Consider the following 16,879-nt stretch of genomic DNA (forward strand, 5'->3'; position numbering starts at 1 on the left):
GGCACGACACGCATAGTGGATTGAGATGGACACGAACGGGCTGCGAAAGCCGGACGCGGCAAGAGCCTATCGGCTCGACGAGCAAGTCGGATTCGTCCTCCGCCAGGTTGCGCAACGGCATGCCTCGATCTTCGCGGCGGGTGTCGACGGCGAAATCACCGCGACGCAGTGGGCGGCCTTGGCAAAACTCGCCGAAATGGGTCCGCTCAGCCAGAACCTGCTGGGCCGCTTGACCGTCATGGATGCGGCGACGATCAAAGGCGTGATCGATCGGATGGTGCTGCGCGGACTGACCGAAACCCGGCCCGATCCGAGCGATGCGCGTCGCCATCTGGTGTCGCTGACCGCGGCGGGCGAGGACCTCGTCGCCCGGCTGATTCCGGCGGCACAGCGCATTACGGACGAGACGCTGGCGCCGTTGACGGGAGCCGAGCGAAAGCTTCTCGCCGCGTTGCTGCTCAAGCTGCGGTGAAGCGGCCTAAGCCGCGACGACTTCGGGAATGTTGACCGCGGGTGGCGTGTTGCGGCTGCGGCCGGTGCGAACGATCCCGTCGATCATCACCATGCCGACGCCGGGCAGATCGCCGAACTGCACGGCTTCGAGCAAGGTGGCCCCTGCGCCGTGCTGCGGCCGGTCGACGAAGACGAAATCCGCCGCGCGGCCTTGTTCGATGAGGCCGCAATCCAGCGTGCGCATGCGCGCGGTGTTACCGGTCCCGAAGCAGAAGGCGATCTCGGCCGGGACGTCGCCGAGCGACGACAGCATTGCGATCATCCGCAGAATGCCCAGCGGCTGCACCCCGGAGCCGGCCGGGCCATCCGTGCCGAGGATCACCCGCTCGAGTTGGCCCATCTCGCGGGCCGTGCGCAGCGTGTACAGCGCGGCGCGTTCGTTGCCGTTGTGGACGATTTCGAGACCGCGGCTGCAGCCTTCGCAGATGCAGCGGATTTCCCGATCGGGCAGCGCCGTATGGCCGCCGTTGATGTGGCCGACCACGTCGGTGTCGGCCTCAAGCACGACGGCAGCATCGATCAGACCCGAGCCCGGAATCGAAGGGCCGCCGGTATGGATCGTCGACTGGATGCCGTATTTTCGCGCCCAGGCCACCATCTGCCGCGCCGTCGTCCCGTCCTTGACGCCGCCAAGCCCGACCTCGCCGAGCAGCGTGATCCCCGCGGCGGCGAGGTCGCGAAAATCGTCCTCGACCATGCCCGGCTCGATCACCGGGGCGCCGGCGTGGATCTTCATGCCGCCCGGCCTGTAGGCCGTGAAACAGCGTTGCGCGGTGATCGCCATCGCCTTGAGCCCGATGATGTCGCGCGGGCGCCCCGGCGTATGCACTTCTCCGGCGGAAATCATCGTGGTGACGCCGCCATGCAGCGTCGAATCGATCCAGTTCAACTGGCTTTGCCGCGGCGTCCAGTCACCGGCGACGGGATGAACATGGCTGTCGATCAGGCCCGGCGCCAAGCCCGATCCATGGGCGTTGATCACGGTGCTTGCCTGGTCGATGTCCAGGTCTTTGAGGCGCCCAACCGCATCGATGCGGCCGCCCCGAACGACAATCGTATCGGCATCGAGGATCGGGTTGCCGATATCGCCACTGAGCAGCAGTCCGATATTTTTTATGACCAATTTGCCCGAGGACACCGTCGTGAGCGCGCCGTGGGCCATCGAGCTTGTCCTTTATCCGACATGAGTGAGCCGTTGTATGTGTACAAACATTCACGGCGAACGTCACCTGTCTTGAACGGCCATCAGGCTCGAGGCGCACCGGCGAGAGGCAGCACGCTCTGCCATCGGCTTCGCCGGTGCCGTTACGCTTCGGACGCTCAGGCGGCCGAGGCTTCCAAACCGATCCGGTCGAGCCCAGCCAAGGCTTCCTTCGAGAGATGGAGATCGCCAGCCGCGAGGTTTTCCCGAAGGTGCTCCACCGAGGACGTGCCGGGGATCAGCAGAATGTTTGGCGCACGCTGCAACAGCCACGCGAGCGCAACCTGCATCGGCGTCACGCCCAGGCTCGAGGCAACGCCGCTCAATGCCGTCGACTGGAGCGGGGTGAATCCGCCGAGCGGAAAAAACGGCACATAGGCAATCCCCGCCTCGGCCAGATCGTCGATCATCGCATCATCGTTGCGGTGAGCGAGGTTGTAGAGGTTCTGCACGCAGACGATCTCTGCAAGGGCCCGTCCCTCGGCGACCTGCTTCGGCGTCACGTTGCTCAGGCCGATGTGCCGGACGAGCCCCTGCCTCTGCAACTCCGCCAACACGGTGAGCGGGGCCGCGATCGATCCTTCAGCCGGACCCATGTCGAACATGATCCGCAGGTTGACGACGTCAAGCGCCTCGAGACCGAGGTTGCGAAGATTGTCGTGCACCGCGTCGGTCAGGTCCTTGGCCGAGAAGGCCGGGTTCCACGAACCGTCAGCGCCTCGCTTCGCACCGATCTTGGTGACGATGACGAGGTCATCGCTGTAGGGATGCAGCGCCTCGCGGATGACCTGGTTGGTGATGTGCGGACCGTAGAAATCGCTGGTGTCGATGTGGTTGACGCCGCTGGCCACGGCCTCGCGCAACACGGCTAGCGCACCATCGCGATCCTTCGGCGGGCCGAATACGTGGGGACCTACGAGTTGCATCGCGCCGTAGCCCAGACGCTTCACGGTATGACTGCCGAGTTTGTAAGTCGCGGCTTTGCTGAGGTCGATCATTGGCTGTGCTCCGGTGTGTCGACCTTCATGTAGCCAGGGCAGGCTGAGGCGATAAGCAAGCTTGATCAACATGGGCTGTTCAGCGCGCTGAACAGTGAGCTGCCAAGGACCCTCCAGTCATGGGCCGTAATCGCCTCCGGTGCCAGGTTCGACGCCCTGGACGATCGGCGTGCGTGCCGTGGCGCGTCCGTTTCAAGCATCAGCGTGATCGTGTTTTGCAAGGCACCGGCGAGCGACCGATCCGCATGCGACCCCGATGCCGCGCACACTTATCTTGACGACAATCGGTCTGGCCTCCGATTTGCTCATGTCATGGTCTGAGGGCCTTTCGGAGCGAGGTTGAACCGCGGCGGAAAGACAAAGACCCGCTAATCGACTGCCGAAGGGTCAATGTTGCCGCCGTCTTGGGCAACCTGCGCTGCTTGGGTGCAATCCTAGGATCTTGTGGTCCCTCGGGATCCGCCACCGTTACGGACTCGAATGGATCAACAGACGCAAAATTGGCACCGAAGCTGTCGCGGTGACCCGCATGGCTAAGAGCAGCGTCAAAAGCGTGTGCCCCTACTGCGGCGTCGGGTGCGGCATAGTGCTTCATGTCGACGATGGGCGCGTCGTCAAGGTCGCCGGGGATAAAAGTCATCCTTCGAACTTTGGACGCCTTTGCACGAAAGGCAGCACCTGCAATCAAGCGATCGCCCAGCCCGGACGCCTCGACAAGGCGCAAATGCGTCACCCTGCCAGCAAGGATCACGTATCGGTCCCGCTCGACCGCGCCATCGCGGAAACCGCCAGACGCCTGAACGCCATCAAAGAGGCCCACGGGCCGGACGCCATCGCCTTCTACGTCTCCGGCCAGATGTCGCTGGAGGCTCAGTATCTGTCCAACAAGCTCGCCAAGGGTTTCATCCAGACGCGGCACATGGAGTCGAATTCGCGGCTGTGCATGGCGAGCGCCGGCTTCGGCTACAAGATGTCGCTTGGCGCCGACGCGCCGCCGGGCTCCTACCAGGACCTCGACCACGCCGACCTGTTCTTCGTCATCGGCGCGAACATGGCGGATTGTCATCCGATCCTGTTCTTGCGGATGATGGATCGCGTCAAAGCCGGCGCCAAACTGATCGTCGTCGACCCGCGCCGGACCGCGACGGCGGACAAGGCCGATCTGTTTCTTCAGATCAGACCCGGGACCGACCTCGCTTTGATGAACGGGCTCCTGCACCTTCTCATCGAGAACGGCCGAACGGATTCGGCCTTCATCGCCGAGTTCACCGAGGGATGGGAGACCATTCCGCCCCTCGTGGCGGATTATCCGCCGGCCGTCGTCGCCGAAATAACGGGTCTTCCCGAGGCGGATCTGCGCAAGGCGGCAGAGCTGATCGGTAACGCTCCGGAATGGATGAGCCTGTGGACCATGGGCCTCAATCAGAGCACCCACGGCACCTGGAACACCAACACGCTCTGCAATCTGCATCTGGCGACGGGCAAGATCTGCCGTCTCGGGAGTGGTCCGTTCTCGCTGACCGGCCAGCCGAACGCGATGGGCGGTCGCGACGTCGGCTATATGGGCGCGGGTCTGCCCGGCCAGCGGTCGCTCTTCGACGCCGCCGATCGGACTTTCGTCGAGGGCCTCTGGGGACTGCCGCAAGGCAACCTGCGCGCTACCGTCGGCGACGGCGCCGTGTCCATGTTCAAGGCGCTGAAAGCCGGCACGGTGAAGGCCGTGTGGATCATCTGCACCAATCCCGTCGCCACGCTTCCCAACCGCCAGAACGTGATCGATGGTTTGAAGGCCGCCGATCTCGTGATCACGCAGGACGCGTTTCTCGATACCGAGACGAACATGTACGCCGACATCATGCTGCCCGGCGCGCTATGGGCGGAGGCCGAAGGCGTCATGGTGAACTCGGAACGCAACATGACGCTGATGCCAAAGGCGGTCGAACCGCCGGGCGATGCCGTCGCCGACTGGGAGATCATCGCGCGCGTCGCGCAAGCGATGGGGTACGGCGACGCATTTGCTTATTCGTCCGCAAGCGAGATCTTCGACGAGTTCAAGCGCGCGTGGAATCCGAAGACCGGCTGGGACATCCGTGGCGCCAGTCACCGGCGCCTCGCGGAGACGCCGCTGCAGTGGCCTATAGCCGCCGCGGATTCAGCCGATCGCAATCCCATCCGCTACACCAACGACGGCATCAGTCAGCCCGTACGAATCCGCGAGGACGGTAGCCGGCCCGCGCTGACCTTCCCGACCCCGTCTGGAAAGGCGGCTTTTCTCGCGCGGCCGCACATGGCGGCCGCCGAATTGCCCGACCCCACATTCCCGTTGGTCTTGAGCTCGGGCCGCCTGCAGCACCAATGGCATACGCTGACCAAGACCGGCAAAATCCCGACGTTGAACAAACTTAATCCCGCGCCCTTTCTGGAAATCCATCCGGCCGATGCACAGGACCGCGGGATTACGGCGAAGGATCGGATTGAGGTTCGCTCCCGGCGCGGACGTATCTTCCTGCCAGCCGTCGTGACGGATCGCGTGCGGCAAGGCACCTGCTTCGCGCCGTTCCACTGGAACGATGTCTACGGCGAGGATATCGCCGTCAACGCGCTCACCAACGACGCCGTCGACCCGCTGTCGTTTCAACCCGAATTCAAGCACTGCGCGATCGAGCTCGAGCGCACCGTAAACCACGAGGTTCGAGCTTCGGATCACCAATTGGAGGTCGCGACCACCGTGGCAGAGTTTTCATCATCACCGGCTGGCGCCGCGCAGCCCTCGCCGGCCGTGCTCGCCTTCTCCCGCCTCGTGGGTATCGAAACCGCCGTGCCTCCGACATTCGACAGTGACGAGCGCCTTTATCTCCAAGGCTTCCTTGCCGGACTCGCTGCCGAGCCGAAGCGCTCCGGCGCCGTTCCGACGGTGCCGACGACCTCGCCGTTCAACATCGAGAAAAGGCTCTATCTGGATGGGATGCTCGCCGGGCTCTTTTCGCGCGGCGCGACGGACGATCGTCACGACGATGCGTCACCAGGACCGCAAAAGAATGCCCCGATCGACGACCGAAAATCCGTCAAACGTGGCGTGACCGTCTTGTGGGCGTCCCAGACCGGCAATGCCGAAGCGTTCGCACAATCCGTCGCGACGCAGCTCGAACGCGAGACGGACAAAGTCCGGCTCTGCGCGATGGACCAGTACGATATCTCGCGCCTCCCCTCCGAGCATTTTTTGTTGGTCGTCACGAGCACCTTTGGCGACGGCGATCCACCGGACAATGGCGTCGAATTCTGGAAGACCTTGAACGGCGCCGTCGTCCCCGCCCTGACGAACCTGAATTACGCCGTCCTGGCGTTCGGCGACAGCAGCTACGACCAGTTCTGCGGATTTGGGCGCAAGCTCGATGCGCGCCTGGACACGCTCGGCGCGCGTCGCCTGATCGACCGCTTGGATTGCGAACCGGATCACGAGGATGAGAGGGCGGAGTGGCGGACGCGCGTCGGCGAAGCGCTCGCGACGGCCTTCGCCGAAGCGGGCCTCGACCGTAACACCGCACAATCCCTTGCCGCACCTGACGTCGCTCAAAGCCCGGGCACGGTCTTCAGCCGCAAAAATCCCTTTGCATCACGCCTGGTCGGCAACCGCATCCTCAACGCGCCCGGAAGCGCCAAGGAAATCCGGCATTTCGCGTTCGATCTCGGCAGCGGTGGTCCGGCCTACGAGCCCGGTGACGCTCTCGGCATCTGGCCGACGAATTGCCCGGATCACGTGGCGGAGATGATCGAGGCGATGAATTTCTCCGCTTCCGATGGTGTGACACTGGACGGTGTCGCCATGACGCTAACCGACGCCCTGACGACAAAGCTCGACATCGCGCGCGTGACGCCCGACCTTCTCAAATGGTGGGCCGCGCGGTCAAATGACGAAGCGCTTCGGGCTTTGCTGGCAGCGGATCGAAACACGCAAAACGAATGGCTTGCCGATCACCACGTCATCGATTTGATCAAGGCGTCGCCGATTTCCGTGTCCCCAAGCGAGCTGATCGGGACCCTGAAAAAGCTGCAGCCGCGCCTTTACTCGATTTCTTCAAGCCCGAGACGTCACGAAAACCAGGTGCATCTGACCGTCTCTGTCGTCCGCTACGATCTTGCCGGCCGGGCCCGAAAAGGTGTGTCATCCACCTACTTAGCCGATCGTGCGCAGGACGGCGCCGTACCCATCTTCATCCAGAAGTCCGCCAACTTTCGTCTTCCCAAGGATCCGAGCGTGCCGATCATCATGGTCGGCCCAGGCACCGGCGTCGCGCCGTTCATCGCCTTTCTTCAGGAGAGGGAAGCCATCGGCGCCAAGGGCCGGAACTGGCTGTTTTTCGGCGAGCAGACATCGGCTTCCGATTTCTACTATCGCGAGGAGCTCGAGGGATGGCAAAGCAGCGGTCATCTCGCCCGGCTGGACACTGCGTTCTCCCGGGACCAGCCGGAGAAGATCTACGTCCAGCACCGCATGCTGTCTGAAGGTGCTGCGTTGTGGAATTGGCTGCAGGATGGCGCCTACTTCTATGTCTGTGGCGACGCGAGCCGCATGGCTAGGGATGTCGATGCCACTTTGAAGCAGGTGATTGCGACGTTTGGTGATTTGGACGAGTCGGAGGCCGATCGCTACGTCGCCAGAATGGCCGCAGAAAAGCGCTATGTCCGCGACGTCTACTGAGGCCAACGGGTCCTGATGCGGATCAGGTGAAAGCCGCCAAGCGTGGTCTTAAAAATAACGTTCTGTCGGCTTGCCTTCGCGGGCTGGCTACTGAGGCCGTCGCCGCTTTGCCCCGACCAGCCTGCTGCGCCGACCAGGCTTCTTCGCGCGGATGTGCAATTGCGAAAATCGACGCAAGCGCTGGATCTTGATGCTCGCGCCCGCAGCGCCCATCCTCACTTTGTCCAAGCGAACGGAATGGTGACGCGTGACGCGTCGTGACGCAAAAATGGTGAGGCCAGCTCCGCGATTCAGATGTGGCGCCCGTGCAACAATGATGCGCATGGCCCTCCTTAGTCCAAGGGGCGGATCGCGTCGCGTTCCTTGTCGCAGACGCTGCACGACGCCATCATGGGGCGCGCGTCAGCGGGCTCAGGATCTCGACGAGCCAATCGACAAAGACGCGCACCCGCGGCGAAAGCTGGCGGCTGGTGGGATAAAGGATCGACAGCGGCGTCGACGTAGGCGGAAAGGCGGAAAGCACCTCGATCAGCGTGCCTGCCGCAAGGTCGCGGGCAACGCGATAGCGTGGCGACTGAAACAGCCCGAGACCAAGCCGTGCGGCGGTCGTATAGGCGTCGGCGCCGTTGACGAGAATGCGCGCCGGCAACACGATCTCGATCGTGGTTCCTCCCCGGGTAAATTCCAGCGGCAAGACTTGGCCGGTGCGCGACGAGACGAAGCCGACCATAGAATGCCCGGCGAGATCGTCGGGGGTGGCGGGCACGCCGTTTTCGGCAAGATACGACGGACTCGCGCAGGTGATCTCGTCCATTGCGCCGAGTTGGCGAACGATCATGTCACTGTCGACGAGCGCGCCACCACGCACCACGCAGTCGAATCCCTCGCGCACCAGATCCACGAAGCGTTCGCCCTCGCTGAGATGCACCGTAAGCCCGGGATGCCGGGCGAGAAATTTGGGAAGAGCAGGCAGCACAGTCGTGCGTGCGAGATTACCCGCCACGTCGACCCTGAGCCGGCCGGCCACCGCCCCTCCGGCGCCGCGATCCGCATCCTCGACATCGGCGAGAATGGCAAGACAGCGCGCGTAGTAAATTTCGCCCTCGACCGTCGGCGTGACGTTTCGGGTCGACCGCTGGAGCAGCCGTGTGCCGAGTCGCCGTTCCAGCGCCTGGATCGCGGCGGTCGCGACGGGACGGGAGACCTTCATGTCCGACGCGCCGGCCGTAAAACTGCGGCGATCGACGATGCGGGTGAAAAGCTCGAGCGTTGTCAGACGGTCCATCCGATTATTTTTTCACGCAAAACAATGATGATCGCAATGCTCGTCTAATCAAACTCTCGTCGTCGAGCTATTTTGCTCTGGTCATCAACGGAGTATTTCCATGACTGAACAATCTCGCATCGCTTTGATCACCGGCGGCAGCCGGGGCCTGGGGCGCGCCACCGTCCTGGCGCTTGCCGCCCGTGGCGTGGATTCGATCTTCACCTACAATTCAAACCACGGCGAGGCAGCGAAAGTCATTGCCGCGGCCGAGGGGCTCGGCGCTCGTGCTACCGCGTTAAAGCTCGATACAGGCGACACCGCTGTTTTCCCCGCCTTCGCGGGCGAAGTGGCAAACGCGCTTGGCCGATGGGGCGTCGAGCGCTTCGACTTTCTCGTCAACAACGCGGGCACCTCGCATCACGCCCCCATCACCCAGGTGACGGAAGAGGATTTCGACGCGCTCTACCGCGTGCACGTCAAGGGCGTGTTCTTCCTCACCCAGACGCTGCTGCCGCTGATGGCGGACGGCGGCCGGATCGTGAACATGTCTTCGGGATTGACCCGCTTCAGCTATCCCGGCAGCGCCGCCTATGCCGCGATGAAGGGCGCGGTCGAGGTGCTCACCCGATACATGGCCAGGGAACTCGGCGACCGCCGGATCACCGCCAACACCGTCGCCCCCGGCGCCATCGCAACCGATTTCAGTGGCGGCATGGTTCGCGACAATCCGGAGGTGAACAAGCTGATCGCGTCGATGACCCCGCTCGGCCGCGTGGGGCAGCCCGATGACGTCGGTCCGATGATCGCGTCCCTGCTGTCCGACGACCACCGCTGGGTCAACGCGCAGCGGGTCGAGATCTCGGGCGGCGTCGCGGGGTAGGTTCGCTTCAGCAGCAGCTGGCTGCCCCGGCAGCAGGGCGCCAGCCCGCTCCCGCCAGAGCTGGGAGCGGGCGGCGCGGGTTGGCCTCTGTGCGGCTGCGACAACGTTTCTTTTGGTTCGACGACTGCGAGACCATCCGTAGCGGCAGACGCCATCGGTCATTGGCGTCTTGATACGGGCAGAAGATACGGCGCCAGATGACTGGAACACTCTTCCGGATCCGACTTCTATGAATGGCGGTGACCCATCGAGATGAAGTGTCTTCAAAACCAGGATCGAGCGATACATAAGATCTTTTGCGTGGCAGCTCTTTGGAATGGACGGAAGGGCAAGAATACAAAAGGATAGGATGCTCGAAGTGACGTCGTGTCACAAAAATTTCGAGGATTAGTCGTGGCATCTTCCCCAGTTTCGAAATCGCGTCGGGGCATGTTGCTTCTTTTAGCGACCGCGGCGGCTTTGGGATTTACGACGGGCGGTGCGGTGCAGGCGGATCCTCTAAAGGAAATCCGTATCGATTACGCGACCTACAATCCGGTGAGCCTCGTTCTCAAAGAGCAAGGTTTGCTGGAAAAAGAGTTTGCCAAGAGTAGCGTCACCATCCGTTGGGTTCAGAGTCTCGGATCCAACAAGGCGCTCGAGTTTCTCAATGCGTCGTCGATCGATTTCGGATCGACGGCCGGCTCGGCCTCTCTCGTAGCGCGGATCAACGGCAACCCGATCAAAGCGGTTTACGTCTATTCCAGTCCGGAATGGACCGCGCTCGTCACGCGGCCTGACAGCGGCATCAAGACCGTCGCCGATCTCAAAGGCAAACGCGTCGCCGTCACCCGCGGCACCGATCCCCACGTATTCCTCGTCCGCGCCTTGGCCAAGGCGGGCCTGAGCGAAAAGGATGTTAAGCTCGTACTGCTCCAGCACGGCGATGGCCGCGCGGCGCTCGATCGCGGCGACGTCGACGCCTGGGCCGGCCTCGATCCGATCATGGCGACAGCCGAGATCGAGCACGGCGACGTGCTGTTCTACCGCGACCGGGCCGCCAACACGCCGGGCATTCTCAATGTCCGCGAAGCCTTCGCGAAAGAGCAGCCCGATGCCGTCCGAAAGGTTCTCACGGCCTATGAGACGGCGCGGGTGTGGTCGCTGGCCCATCCCGACGATTTGAAAGCCATCCTCGCCACCGTGACGAAGCTGCCGCCGCCGGTCATCGCGCGACAGATCGATCAGCGCACCGATTTGACCCAAAGCAAGATCGGCGAAGCGCAGCGGCAATCCATCCTCGCCGCCGGTCTGGCTTTGAAAGACGCCGGTGTTCTACCACCCACGACCGACGTCAAGGCCGCCCTCGACGGGCTCATCGATGCGTCGTTCCAGGCGGCTTCGGCGAAGTAGCCGATGGTCTTGATCGACAGTGTTGCGGGCGACCCATCGCAAGCGAAAGTCCGGCCACCAAGGCGGTTAAGCCGCCGCGGCTTTGGTCTCGGCCTATTATTGCCCCTAGGCATCCTCATCCTCTGGGAGGTCGCGGTTCGCGCCAGTTTGATCGAGGGGCGGCTCATGCCGCCGCCGAGCCGGATCGCCACGGTCTTCGTCGCGCTCGCCCGAAGTGGGGATCTCCTGGCGCATGTCGCGGCAACGCTAGGGCGGGTCGGCATCGGCTTTGCGATTGGCGCGATGACCGGTACGGCGTTCGGCGCGCTGAGCGGCGGAAGCGCTGCGATCAAACGTCTGATCGATCCCACGATCCAGGCGTTGCGCGCGATCCCGTCGATCGCCTGGGTGCCCCTGTTCATCCTGTGGTTCGGCATTTTCGAGGGGTCCAAGATCACGCTGATCGCGGTCGGGGTGTTCTTTCCCGTCTATCTCGGCGTCATGGCCGCGATCGGCTCCGTCGATCGCAAGCTCGTCGAGGTCGGGCGCATCTTTCGCCTGTCGAAGCTGCAGATGGTTCGCCGCATTCTGCTGCCCGCCGTGCTTCCGGCCTGGGTCGTCGCGCTGCGGACCGGGCTCGGGCTCGGCTTCATGTTCGTCGTCGCCGCGGAATTGATGGGCGCGTCGGAGGGCCTCGGCTACCTGCTCGTGGATGGCCAGCAGCTCGGCAAACCGGATCAGATCCTCGTCGCGTTGATTACCTTCGCAATCATCGGCCAGGCCTGCGACTCTCTCCTCCTGGCCGTGACGCGCCCTCTGCTGGTTTGGCAGGACACGGATCGCAGGGGCTCGTGACATGCTGACCGTCGACGCCCTGTCAAAGACATACCCGGACGGGACCCTCGCGCTGTCCCGCGTGTCCATTGCGCTGCGGACCGGCGAGATCGGGATCGTGCTTGGCGCCTCCGGCTGCGGCAAGACGAGCTTGCTGCGTATCGTCGCCGGTCTCGAAACGCCATCGACCGGACAAGTGACCCTCGATGGTCAAGCCATCGTCGCGCCCCACGAGGCGGTCGGGCTGGTGTTCCAGGAACCGCGGTTGCTGCCGTGGCGGAAGATCGAGGACAACATCGGTTTCGGCCTATCCGGCGTCTCAGGCCGCGAGCGTTGGCGGCGCGTCGGCGAGGCGCTGGAGCATGTCGGCCTGTTGGATCAGGCGCGGCGCTGGCCGCGCGACCTCAGCGGCGGCCAGCAGCAGCGCATCGCGCTCGCACGGGCGCTCGTGATGCGCCCAAAGGTGCTGCTGCTCGACGAGCCGTTTTCGGCGCTGGATGCGATGACACGGGAAGGTCTGCAGGATCACCTGCTGGCGTTGTGGGCGCTGTACCGGCCGACGATCCTCATGGTGACCCACGATGTCGAGGAAGCCGTTGTGCTGGCCGACCGCGTCATCGTCATGCAGCCCAAACCCGGCCGCGTCTTCGACGACGTCGTGCCACCGGACGCCAGACCGCGCCTACGGTCGAGCGCGGCGTTCGACGCCACGAAGCGACGGCTGCGCGCGAGCCTCGATCGATCCCTCGGACGTTCGGACGAAGCCAATGCGCGAGACCGCGCGGATCGTGCGGCAGCAATCCAACACCAAGGACAGATGTGGTCATGAACGCTTTGCCGATGATTCGACCGAGCCGACGCGAGCGCGCGGCATGACGATCCTTCTCGCCGATGCGACGCCCGGCCCCGCGGCGCCAGGGGCTGCGGCCCATTTCGATCGGGAACGCCGGCAGGCGCGCCGCGCGGTTCTCGCAGCGACCATCGGCACGACGATCGAATGGTATGATTTCTACCTTTACGGACTGGTGGCTGCCCTCGTTTTCGGCAAGCTGTACTTTCCGGCCTTCGATCCCTTTGCGGCGACGCTGTTATCCTTCTCGACGTTCTTTCTTGGTTTCATCGCCCGGCCGCTCGGCGCCGTCGTTTTTGGGCATTTCGGCGACCGCATCGGGCGCAAGCGCACGCTGGTCGCGACGCTGTTGCTGATGGGCGTCAGTACCGTCCTGATCGGCCTCGTGCCAACCTACGACTCGATCGGGATCCGGGGCGCGGTCGCCCTGACGGCGCTGCGATTGCTCCAAGGCTTTGGCGTCGGCGGCGAATGGGGCGGCGCCGTCGCGACCTCGACGGAATGGTCACGCTTCGCGGGGCGCCGCGGACTCGCCGGCAGCTGGCCGCAGTTCGGCTCGCCGCTCGGCATGCTGCTGGCCGTCGGCGTGCTGACCATCGTCTCGCGCTTTGGATCGCCGGAGTGGTTCGAGCGCGTGGGATGGCGCATTCCGTTTCTTCTCAGCGCCGTGCTCATCGGTGTCGGCATCGCGATCCGCATCGGCTTGACGGAAACGCCGGTCTTCTCCGATCTGCAGGCACGGCACAAACTTTCTGTAGCCCCCGCCCTCGAGGCCATCCGTCACCATGGCCGCGCCATCGTGCTGACCTGCCTGATCCGCTCGGGTCAGACGGCACCCTTCTTCCTGTTCAGCACTTTTCTGCTGTCCTACGGCACGAGCCAACTTCACCTGAGCCGGCCGTTCCTGTTCAACGCCGTATTGGCGGCCTCGGCGGTGTCGCTGGTGACCACGCCGCTCTTCGGCTATCTGTCCGATCGCCTCGGCCGCCGGCGCTTCTACATCGCTGGGGCTGCAGCCATGCTGGCCTTTGCATTTCCATACTACTGGCTGCTGAACACGGCCAGCAGCGGCCTCGTCGTGGTTGCCGTCATCCTCTCCTTCGTGGTGCATGACATGCAGTACGGGCCCCAGGCCGCGTTCATCGCGGAGGCCTTTCCGCCGAACGTTCGCTACACCGGCTCGTCGCTCGGCTACCAGCTGGCCTCCGTCACCTCGGCCGGCCCGGCGCCGCTGGTCGCGACATGGCTGCTGCACCAGTTCGGCACGTCGTTCGCGATCAGCTGCTACATCGCCATCGCGGCAGCGATCAGTTTGGTCGCGGCGTTGTTGATGCGCGATCGCGCCGGCGAGGCGTATGGCGTCGAGGCTGAGAGCAACCGTGACACCGACCCTGTCGCGCCGGTGGATCACGTGACGGTACTGGCATCGTGACAGCGTCATCAACCCAGACGAAAGCATAGCCAGCAATGTCATCCTGGGTCGCGCGCAGCGCGAGCCCGGGATCCATGAAACCGTAGATGCAGATAGGCTGCAAGATGGTGTTTGTTTCTTCGAACCGGTGTGCATGAATCCCGGGTTTGCACCTCCGGTGCGCCCCGGGATGACACTGTAGGAACGACGACGACGCCGAATGCCGGCTTCTTTAAGGTTTCATCCCTAGGCCGTCACCGTCTCCGCATCTTGCTCTTGTTTGATGCCAATCTTATCGCGCCGCACCGCAGGATGCGGCACCTTGAGGCGCGGACCATCTTGGAAAAGCTTGTGGCGCAATGACCCTTCGCGATAGGCACGCTTGTAACGCCCACGCCTCTGCAGTTCCGGCACGAGATAATCGACGATATCCGCGAAGCTTCCGGGCATGATCGTGAACGCCAGATTGAACCCGTCGACATCGGTCTCGTCGACCCAGGCTTCCAACGCATCCGCCACCTGCGACGGCGTTCCGACGATCAGCGGCCCGATGCCGCCCAAGGCGACATGCTGAGCGACCTCGCGGACGGTCCAGGTGCGTCCGGGATCGGCGCGGGTGATGTTGTCCATCGCGGTGCGCCCCGCATCGTTCTCGACGTGCCGCACCTCGTCGTCGAGATCGAACTGCGAAAAATCAACGCCGGTCCAGCCCGACATCAGCACCAGGCCGCCTTCGGGGCTGGCCAGCGCCCGCTGCGCGACGAGTTTCGTCTGCGCCTCGGCCTCCGTCACGCCGATGATCACCGTCATCATCGAGAAGATCTTGATGGCTTCGCGCCCGCGCCCGTAGGGCAACGCGGCCGCCCGGATCGCGGCGACGCGCGGTGCGATGACCTTCGCCGACGGCCCGGACACAAAGACGCATTCCGCATGGCGCGCGGCGAAATCGCGACCTTTGGACGAAGACCCGGCTTGAAACAGGACCGGCGTGCGCTGCGGTGACGGCTCCGCAAGGTGGATGGCATCGACGTCATAATGCGCGCCTCGATGGGTGACGCGATGCACGAGGGCCGGATCGGCATAGACGCCGCGCGCCTTGTCGGCGGCGACGGCATCGTCATCCCAACTCTCCTGCCAGAGTTTGTAGACGACTGCCAGAAATTCGTCCGCGACATCGTAACGGTCGTCGTGACCGCGCTGCCGACTCTCACCCATGCCGCGCGCCGCGCTGTCGAGATAGCCCGTCACGATGTTCCAGCCGATCCGGCCCTTGGTGAGGTGATCGAGGGTGGAAAGCCTGCGGGCGAAGACGTAGGGCGGCTCGTAGGAGAGGTTGGCCGTCACACCGAAGCCGAGGTGGTCGGTCACCAGCGCCATGGCCGAGACGAGCATCATCGGATCGTTGACCGGCACCTGCACGCCGCCGCGCAACGCGGCATCCGGAGTCCCACCATACACATCATAGGCGCCGAGCACGTCGGCGAGAAACAGCGCGTCGAACTTGCCGCGTTCCAGCAGGCGGGCGAGATCGGCCCAATAGGCCAACGACGTGTAGTCGGTCGTGCGATCGTCGGGGTGGCGCCACAGGCCTGGCGACTGATGCCCGACGCAGTTCATCGCGAAGGCGTTGAAGAGGATTTCCCGCGCCATGAGCTAGAGCGTTCCCGTCGATGGCGGCGGCCTGTCGTTGAGCCAGTAGTCACCGACGAAATGATATTTCCAGCGCACCGGATCGTGCAGCGTGTGGGTGCGGGCATTGCGCCAGAAAATGTCGAGGTTCAAGTGCTCGAGGACCGCGCGCGTGCCGGTCAGCTCGAACAGTTTCGAACCCAGCAGCAGCGCCACGTCGTTCGCCACGATCTTGGCTTCGGCGACGGCGATCGAAGCGGCGATGACGGTGTCGTCGCTCGGCTCGCGCCCGGCCCGCTCCACCGCTTCGCCGGCGCGCTCCAGCATCGCATCGGCCGCGGTCATCCGCACCTTGAGGTCGCCCACGCTGGCGATCATATGCGGATCGTCGGTGACCTTGTCGATGCCGCTGGCGCCATATGGCCGCGCATGCTTGCGCAGATGGTCGAGCCCGATGGTGAAGGCGCCCCGCGCGATGCCGACGTCGATGGCGGCATGGATGAGCTGAGCGAAGGAGCCCATCCGCGTGCGGTTCTCGAACGCCGTCTCGTGGTCGAACACGCGATCGGCGGGGACCAGAATGCCGTCAAAAATGGTGGTGCCGCTACCGGTCGTCTTCTGCCCGAAGCCGGACCAGTCGTCGACAAGCGTCAGGCCGGGCGTCGCGTCGCGCGGGAGAAAGCAGATGTGGCGGCGGCGCGGGTCTTGGGTCACCGCAACGCAGGCGACCCAATGCGCGAACAACGCGCCCGTGCAGTAGAACTTGCGGCCGTCGAGGCGCCACTGGTCGCCGTCGCGTCGGACATAGGTCTTGTAGTCCGCGGCATGCTTGCCGCCGATTTCGCTCAGCGCGTTGCCGAGGCGGTCACCCTCCAAAACCCGCTGGAAGAAGAAGCGCTTCATCGCCTCGGGCGCGCCGAGGCGCAGCGCCTCCACCATGTAGAAATGGCTCTGCGGGATCTGGCCGAGGCTGCCATCCGCCGCGGATATGATGGCGATGACTTCGGCCAGCGTCACGGCCGAGACACCGGCACCACCATAGTCCCTGGGCACGGTCATCGCGAGGAGGCCGCTGCCGGAATAGAGCTCGATCTCCGCCCACGGCAGGCGCCGTTCGCGGTCTCGTTCGGACGCGCCTTTCGCGAAGGTGGCTGCGAGCTCGTGGGCCGCGGCAAGCGCCTCGGCGTCGTCGCGCAGACGTCGCGCCGCCTGCTGGCGGACCGGTA

At 64.2% G+C, this 16,879-nt stretch carries 12 protein-coding genes; 7 read left to right on the plus strand and 5 right to left on the minus strand.

Features of this window, described 5'->3' with window-relative positions:
• Window positions 1-25: 25 nt before the first annotated feature.
• Complete coding sequence (locus tag GSQ79_RS19730) at window positions 26-472, plus strand: MarR family winged helix-turn-helix transcriptional regulator (RefSeq protein ID WP_158810371.1); 447 nt, start codon at window positions 26-28, stop codon at window positions 470-472.
• A 6-nt stretch (window positions 473-478) separates the two neighbouring features.
• On the opposite strand, the gene GSQ79_RS19735 is transcribed toward GSQ79_RS19730, so the two are convergent.
• Together GSQ79_RS19735 and GSQ79_RS19740 are read right to left on the minus strand one after the other, a co-directional pair.
• Complete coding sequence (locus tag GSQ79_RS19735) at window positions 479-1,675, minus strand: amidohydrolase family protein (RefSeq protein ID WP_158810372.1); 1,197 nt, start codon at window positions 1,673-1,675, stop codon at window positions 479-481.
• A gap of 158 nt (window positions 1,676-1,833) precedes the next feature.
• On the minus strand, window positions 1,834-2,712 hold the full coding sequence (locus GSQ79_RS19740) for an aldo/keto reductase family oxidoreductase (RefSeq protein ID WP_158810373.1): 879 nt from the start codon (window positions 2,710-2,712) through the stop codon (window positions 1,834-1,836).
• A 529-nt stretch (window positions 2,713-3,241) separates the two neighbouring features.
• Here GSQ79_RS19740 and GSQ79_RS19745 point away from each other — a divergent pair.
• Window positions 3,242-7,411 (plus strand): sulfite reductase subunit alpha, encoded by a 4,170-nt coding sequence (locus GSQ79_RS19745; RefSeq protein ID WP_158810374.1) that lies wholly within the window; start codon window positions 3,242-3,244, stop codon window positions 7,409-7,411.
• A 388-nt stretch (window positions 7,412-7,799) separates the two neighbouring features.
• Here GSQ79_RS19745 and GSQ79_RS19750 read toward each other — a convergent pair whose 3' ends face one another.
• Window positions 7,800-8,696 carry a LysR family transcriptional regulator gene (locus tag GSQ79_RS19750; RefSeq protein ID WP_158810375.1) on the minus strand — a complete coding sequence of 299 codons (897 nt, stop codon included), beginning with the start codon at window positions 8,694-8,696 and terminating at the stop codon, window positions 7,800-7,802.
• A 100-nt stretch (window positions 8,697-8,796) separates the two neighbouring features.
• On the opposite strand from GSQ79_RS19750, the gene GSQ79_RS19755 reads away from it, so the two are divergent.
• The 5 genes from GSQ79_RS19755 to GSQ79_RS19775 all read left to right on the plus strand — a co-directional run bounded on the left by GSQ79_RS19755 (window position 8,797) and on the right by GSQ79_RS19775 (window position 14,045).
• On the plus strand, window positions 8,797-9,558 hold the full coding sequence (locus GSQ79_RS19755; protein WP_158810376.1) for an SDR family NAD(P)-dependent oxidoreductase: 762 nt from the start codon (window positions 8,797-8,799) through the stop codon (window positions 9,556-9,558).
• Window positions 9,559-9,987: 429 nt separating this feature from the next.
• Window positions 9,988-10,950: an aliphatic sulfonate ABC transporter substrate-binding protein gene (locus tag GSQ79_RS19760; RefSeq protein ID WP_158810377.1), complete on the plus strand. Its 963-nt coding sequence runs from the start codon at window positions 9,988-9,990 to the stop codon at window positions 10,948-10,950.
• Between the two features lie 3 nt (window positions 10,951-10,953).
• Entirely contained in the window at window positions 10,954-11,784 is an 831-nt protein-coding gene (locus GSQ79_RS19765; RefSeq protein WP_158810378.1) for an ABC transporter permease, read from the plus strand.
• A 1-nt stretch (window position 11,785) separates the two neighbouring features.
• A complete protein-coding gene (locus tag GSQ79_RS19770; RefSeq protein ID WP_158810379.1) occupies window positions 11,786-12,592 on the plus strand; it encodes an ABC transporter ATP-binding protein in 807 nt (268 codons plus the stop codon).
• On the plus strand, window positions 12,531-14,045 hold the full coding sequence (locus tag GSQ79_RS19775; protein WP_246725450.1) for an MFS transporter: 1,515 nt from the start codon (window positions 12,531-12,533) through the stop codon (window positions 14,043-14,045). Before GSQ79_RS19770 ends, GSQ79_RS19775 begins: the two co-directional genes overlap by 62 nt.
• 225 nt (window positions 14,046-14,270) lie before the next feature.
• Here the strand turns inward: GSQ79_RS19775 and GSQ79_RS19780 are convergent, their stop codons facing one another.
• Entirely contained in the window at window positions 14,271-15,674 is a 1,404-nt protein-coding gene (locus GSQ79_RS19780) for an LLM class flavin-dependent oxidoreductase (protein ID WP_158810381.1), read from the minus strand.
• A gap of 3 nt (window positions 15,675-15,677) precedes the next feature.
• The gene (locus GSQ79_RS19785) at window positions 15,678-16,850 is read right to left on the minus strand and encodes an SfnB family sulfur acquisition oxidoreductase (RefSeq protein WP_246725455.1); all 1,173 of its coding nucleotides are present in this window, start codon (window positions 16,848-16,850) and stop codon (window positions 15,678-15,680) included.
• Window positions 16,851-16,879 lie beyond the last annotated feature (29 nt).

Origin of the sequence: Beijerinckia sp. L45, from assembly GCF_009765775.1 — a bacterium.
In the GTDB taxonomy this organism is placed as follows: domain Bacteria; phylum Pseudomonadota; class Alphaproteobacteria; order Rhizobiales; family Beijerinckiaceae; genus RH-AL1.

Excerpts from the sequence above, each read along its gene's own strand:
- GSQ79_RS19730 (WP_158810371.1), top strand. The coding sequence starts at position 26 with ATGGACACGAACGGGCTGCGAAAGCCGGACGCGGCAAGAGCCTATCGG.
- GSQ79_RS19735 (WP_158810372.1), bottom strand. The coding sequence starts at position 1,675 with ATGGCCCACGGCGCGCTCACGACGGTGTCCTCGGGCAAATTGGTCATA.
- GSQ79_RS19740 (WP_158810373.1), bottom strand. The coding sequence starts at position 2,712 with ATGATCGACCTCAGCAAAGCCGCGACTTACAAACTCGGCAGTCATACC.
- GSQ79_RS19745 (WP_158810374.1), top strand. The coding sequence starts at position 3,242 with ATGGCTAAGAGCAGCGTCAAAAGCGTGTGCCCCTACTGCGGCGTCGGG.
- GSQ79_RS19750 (WP_158810375.1), bottom strand. The coding sequence starts at position 8,696 with ATGGACCGTCTGACAACGCTCGAGCTTTTCACCCGCATCGTCGATCGC.
- GSQ79_RS19755 (WP_158810376.1), top strand. The coding sequence starts at position 8,797 with ATGACTGAACAATCTCGCATCGCTTTGATCACCGGCGGCAGCCGGGGC.
- GSQ79_RS19760 (WP_158810377.1), top strand. The coding sequence starts at position 9,988 with ATGTTGCTTCTTTTAGCGACCGCGGCGGCTTTGGGATTTACGACGGGC.
- GSQ79_RS19765 (WP_158810378.1), top strand. The coding sequence starts at position 10,954 with ATGGTCTTGATCGACAGTGTTGCGGGCGACCCATCGCAAGCGAAAGTC.
- GSQ79_RS19770 (WP_158810379.1), top strand. The coding sequence starts at position 11,786 with ATGCTGACCGTCGACGCCCTGTCAAAGACATACCCGGACGGGACCCTC.
- GSQ79_RS19775 (WP_246725450.1), top strand. The coding sequence starts at position 12,531 with ATGCGCGAGACCGCGCGGATCGTGCGGCAGCAATCCAACACCAAGGAC.
- GSQ79_RS19780 (WP_158810381.1), bottom strand. The coding sequence starts at position 15,674 with ATGGCGCGGGAAATCCTCTTCAACGCCTTCGCGATGAACTGCGTCGGG.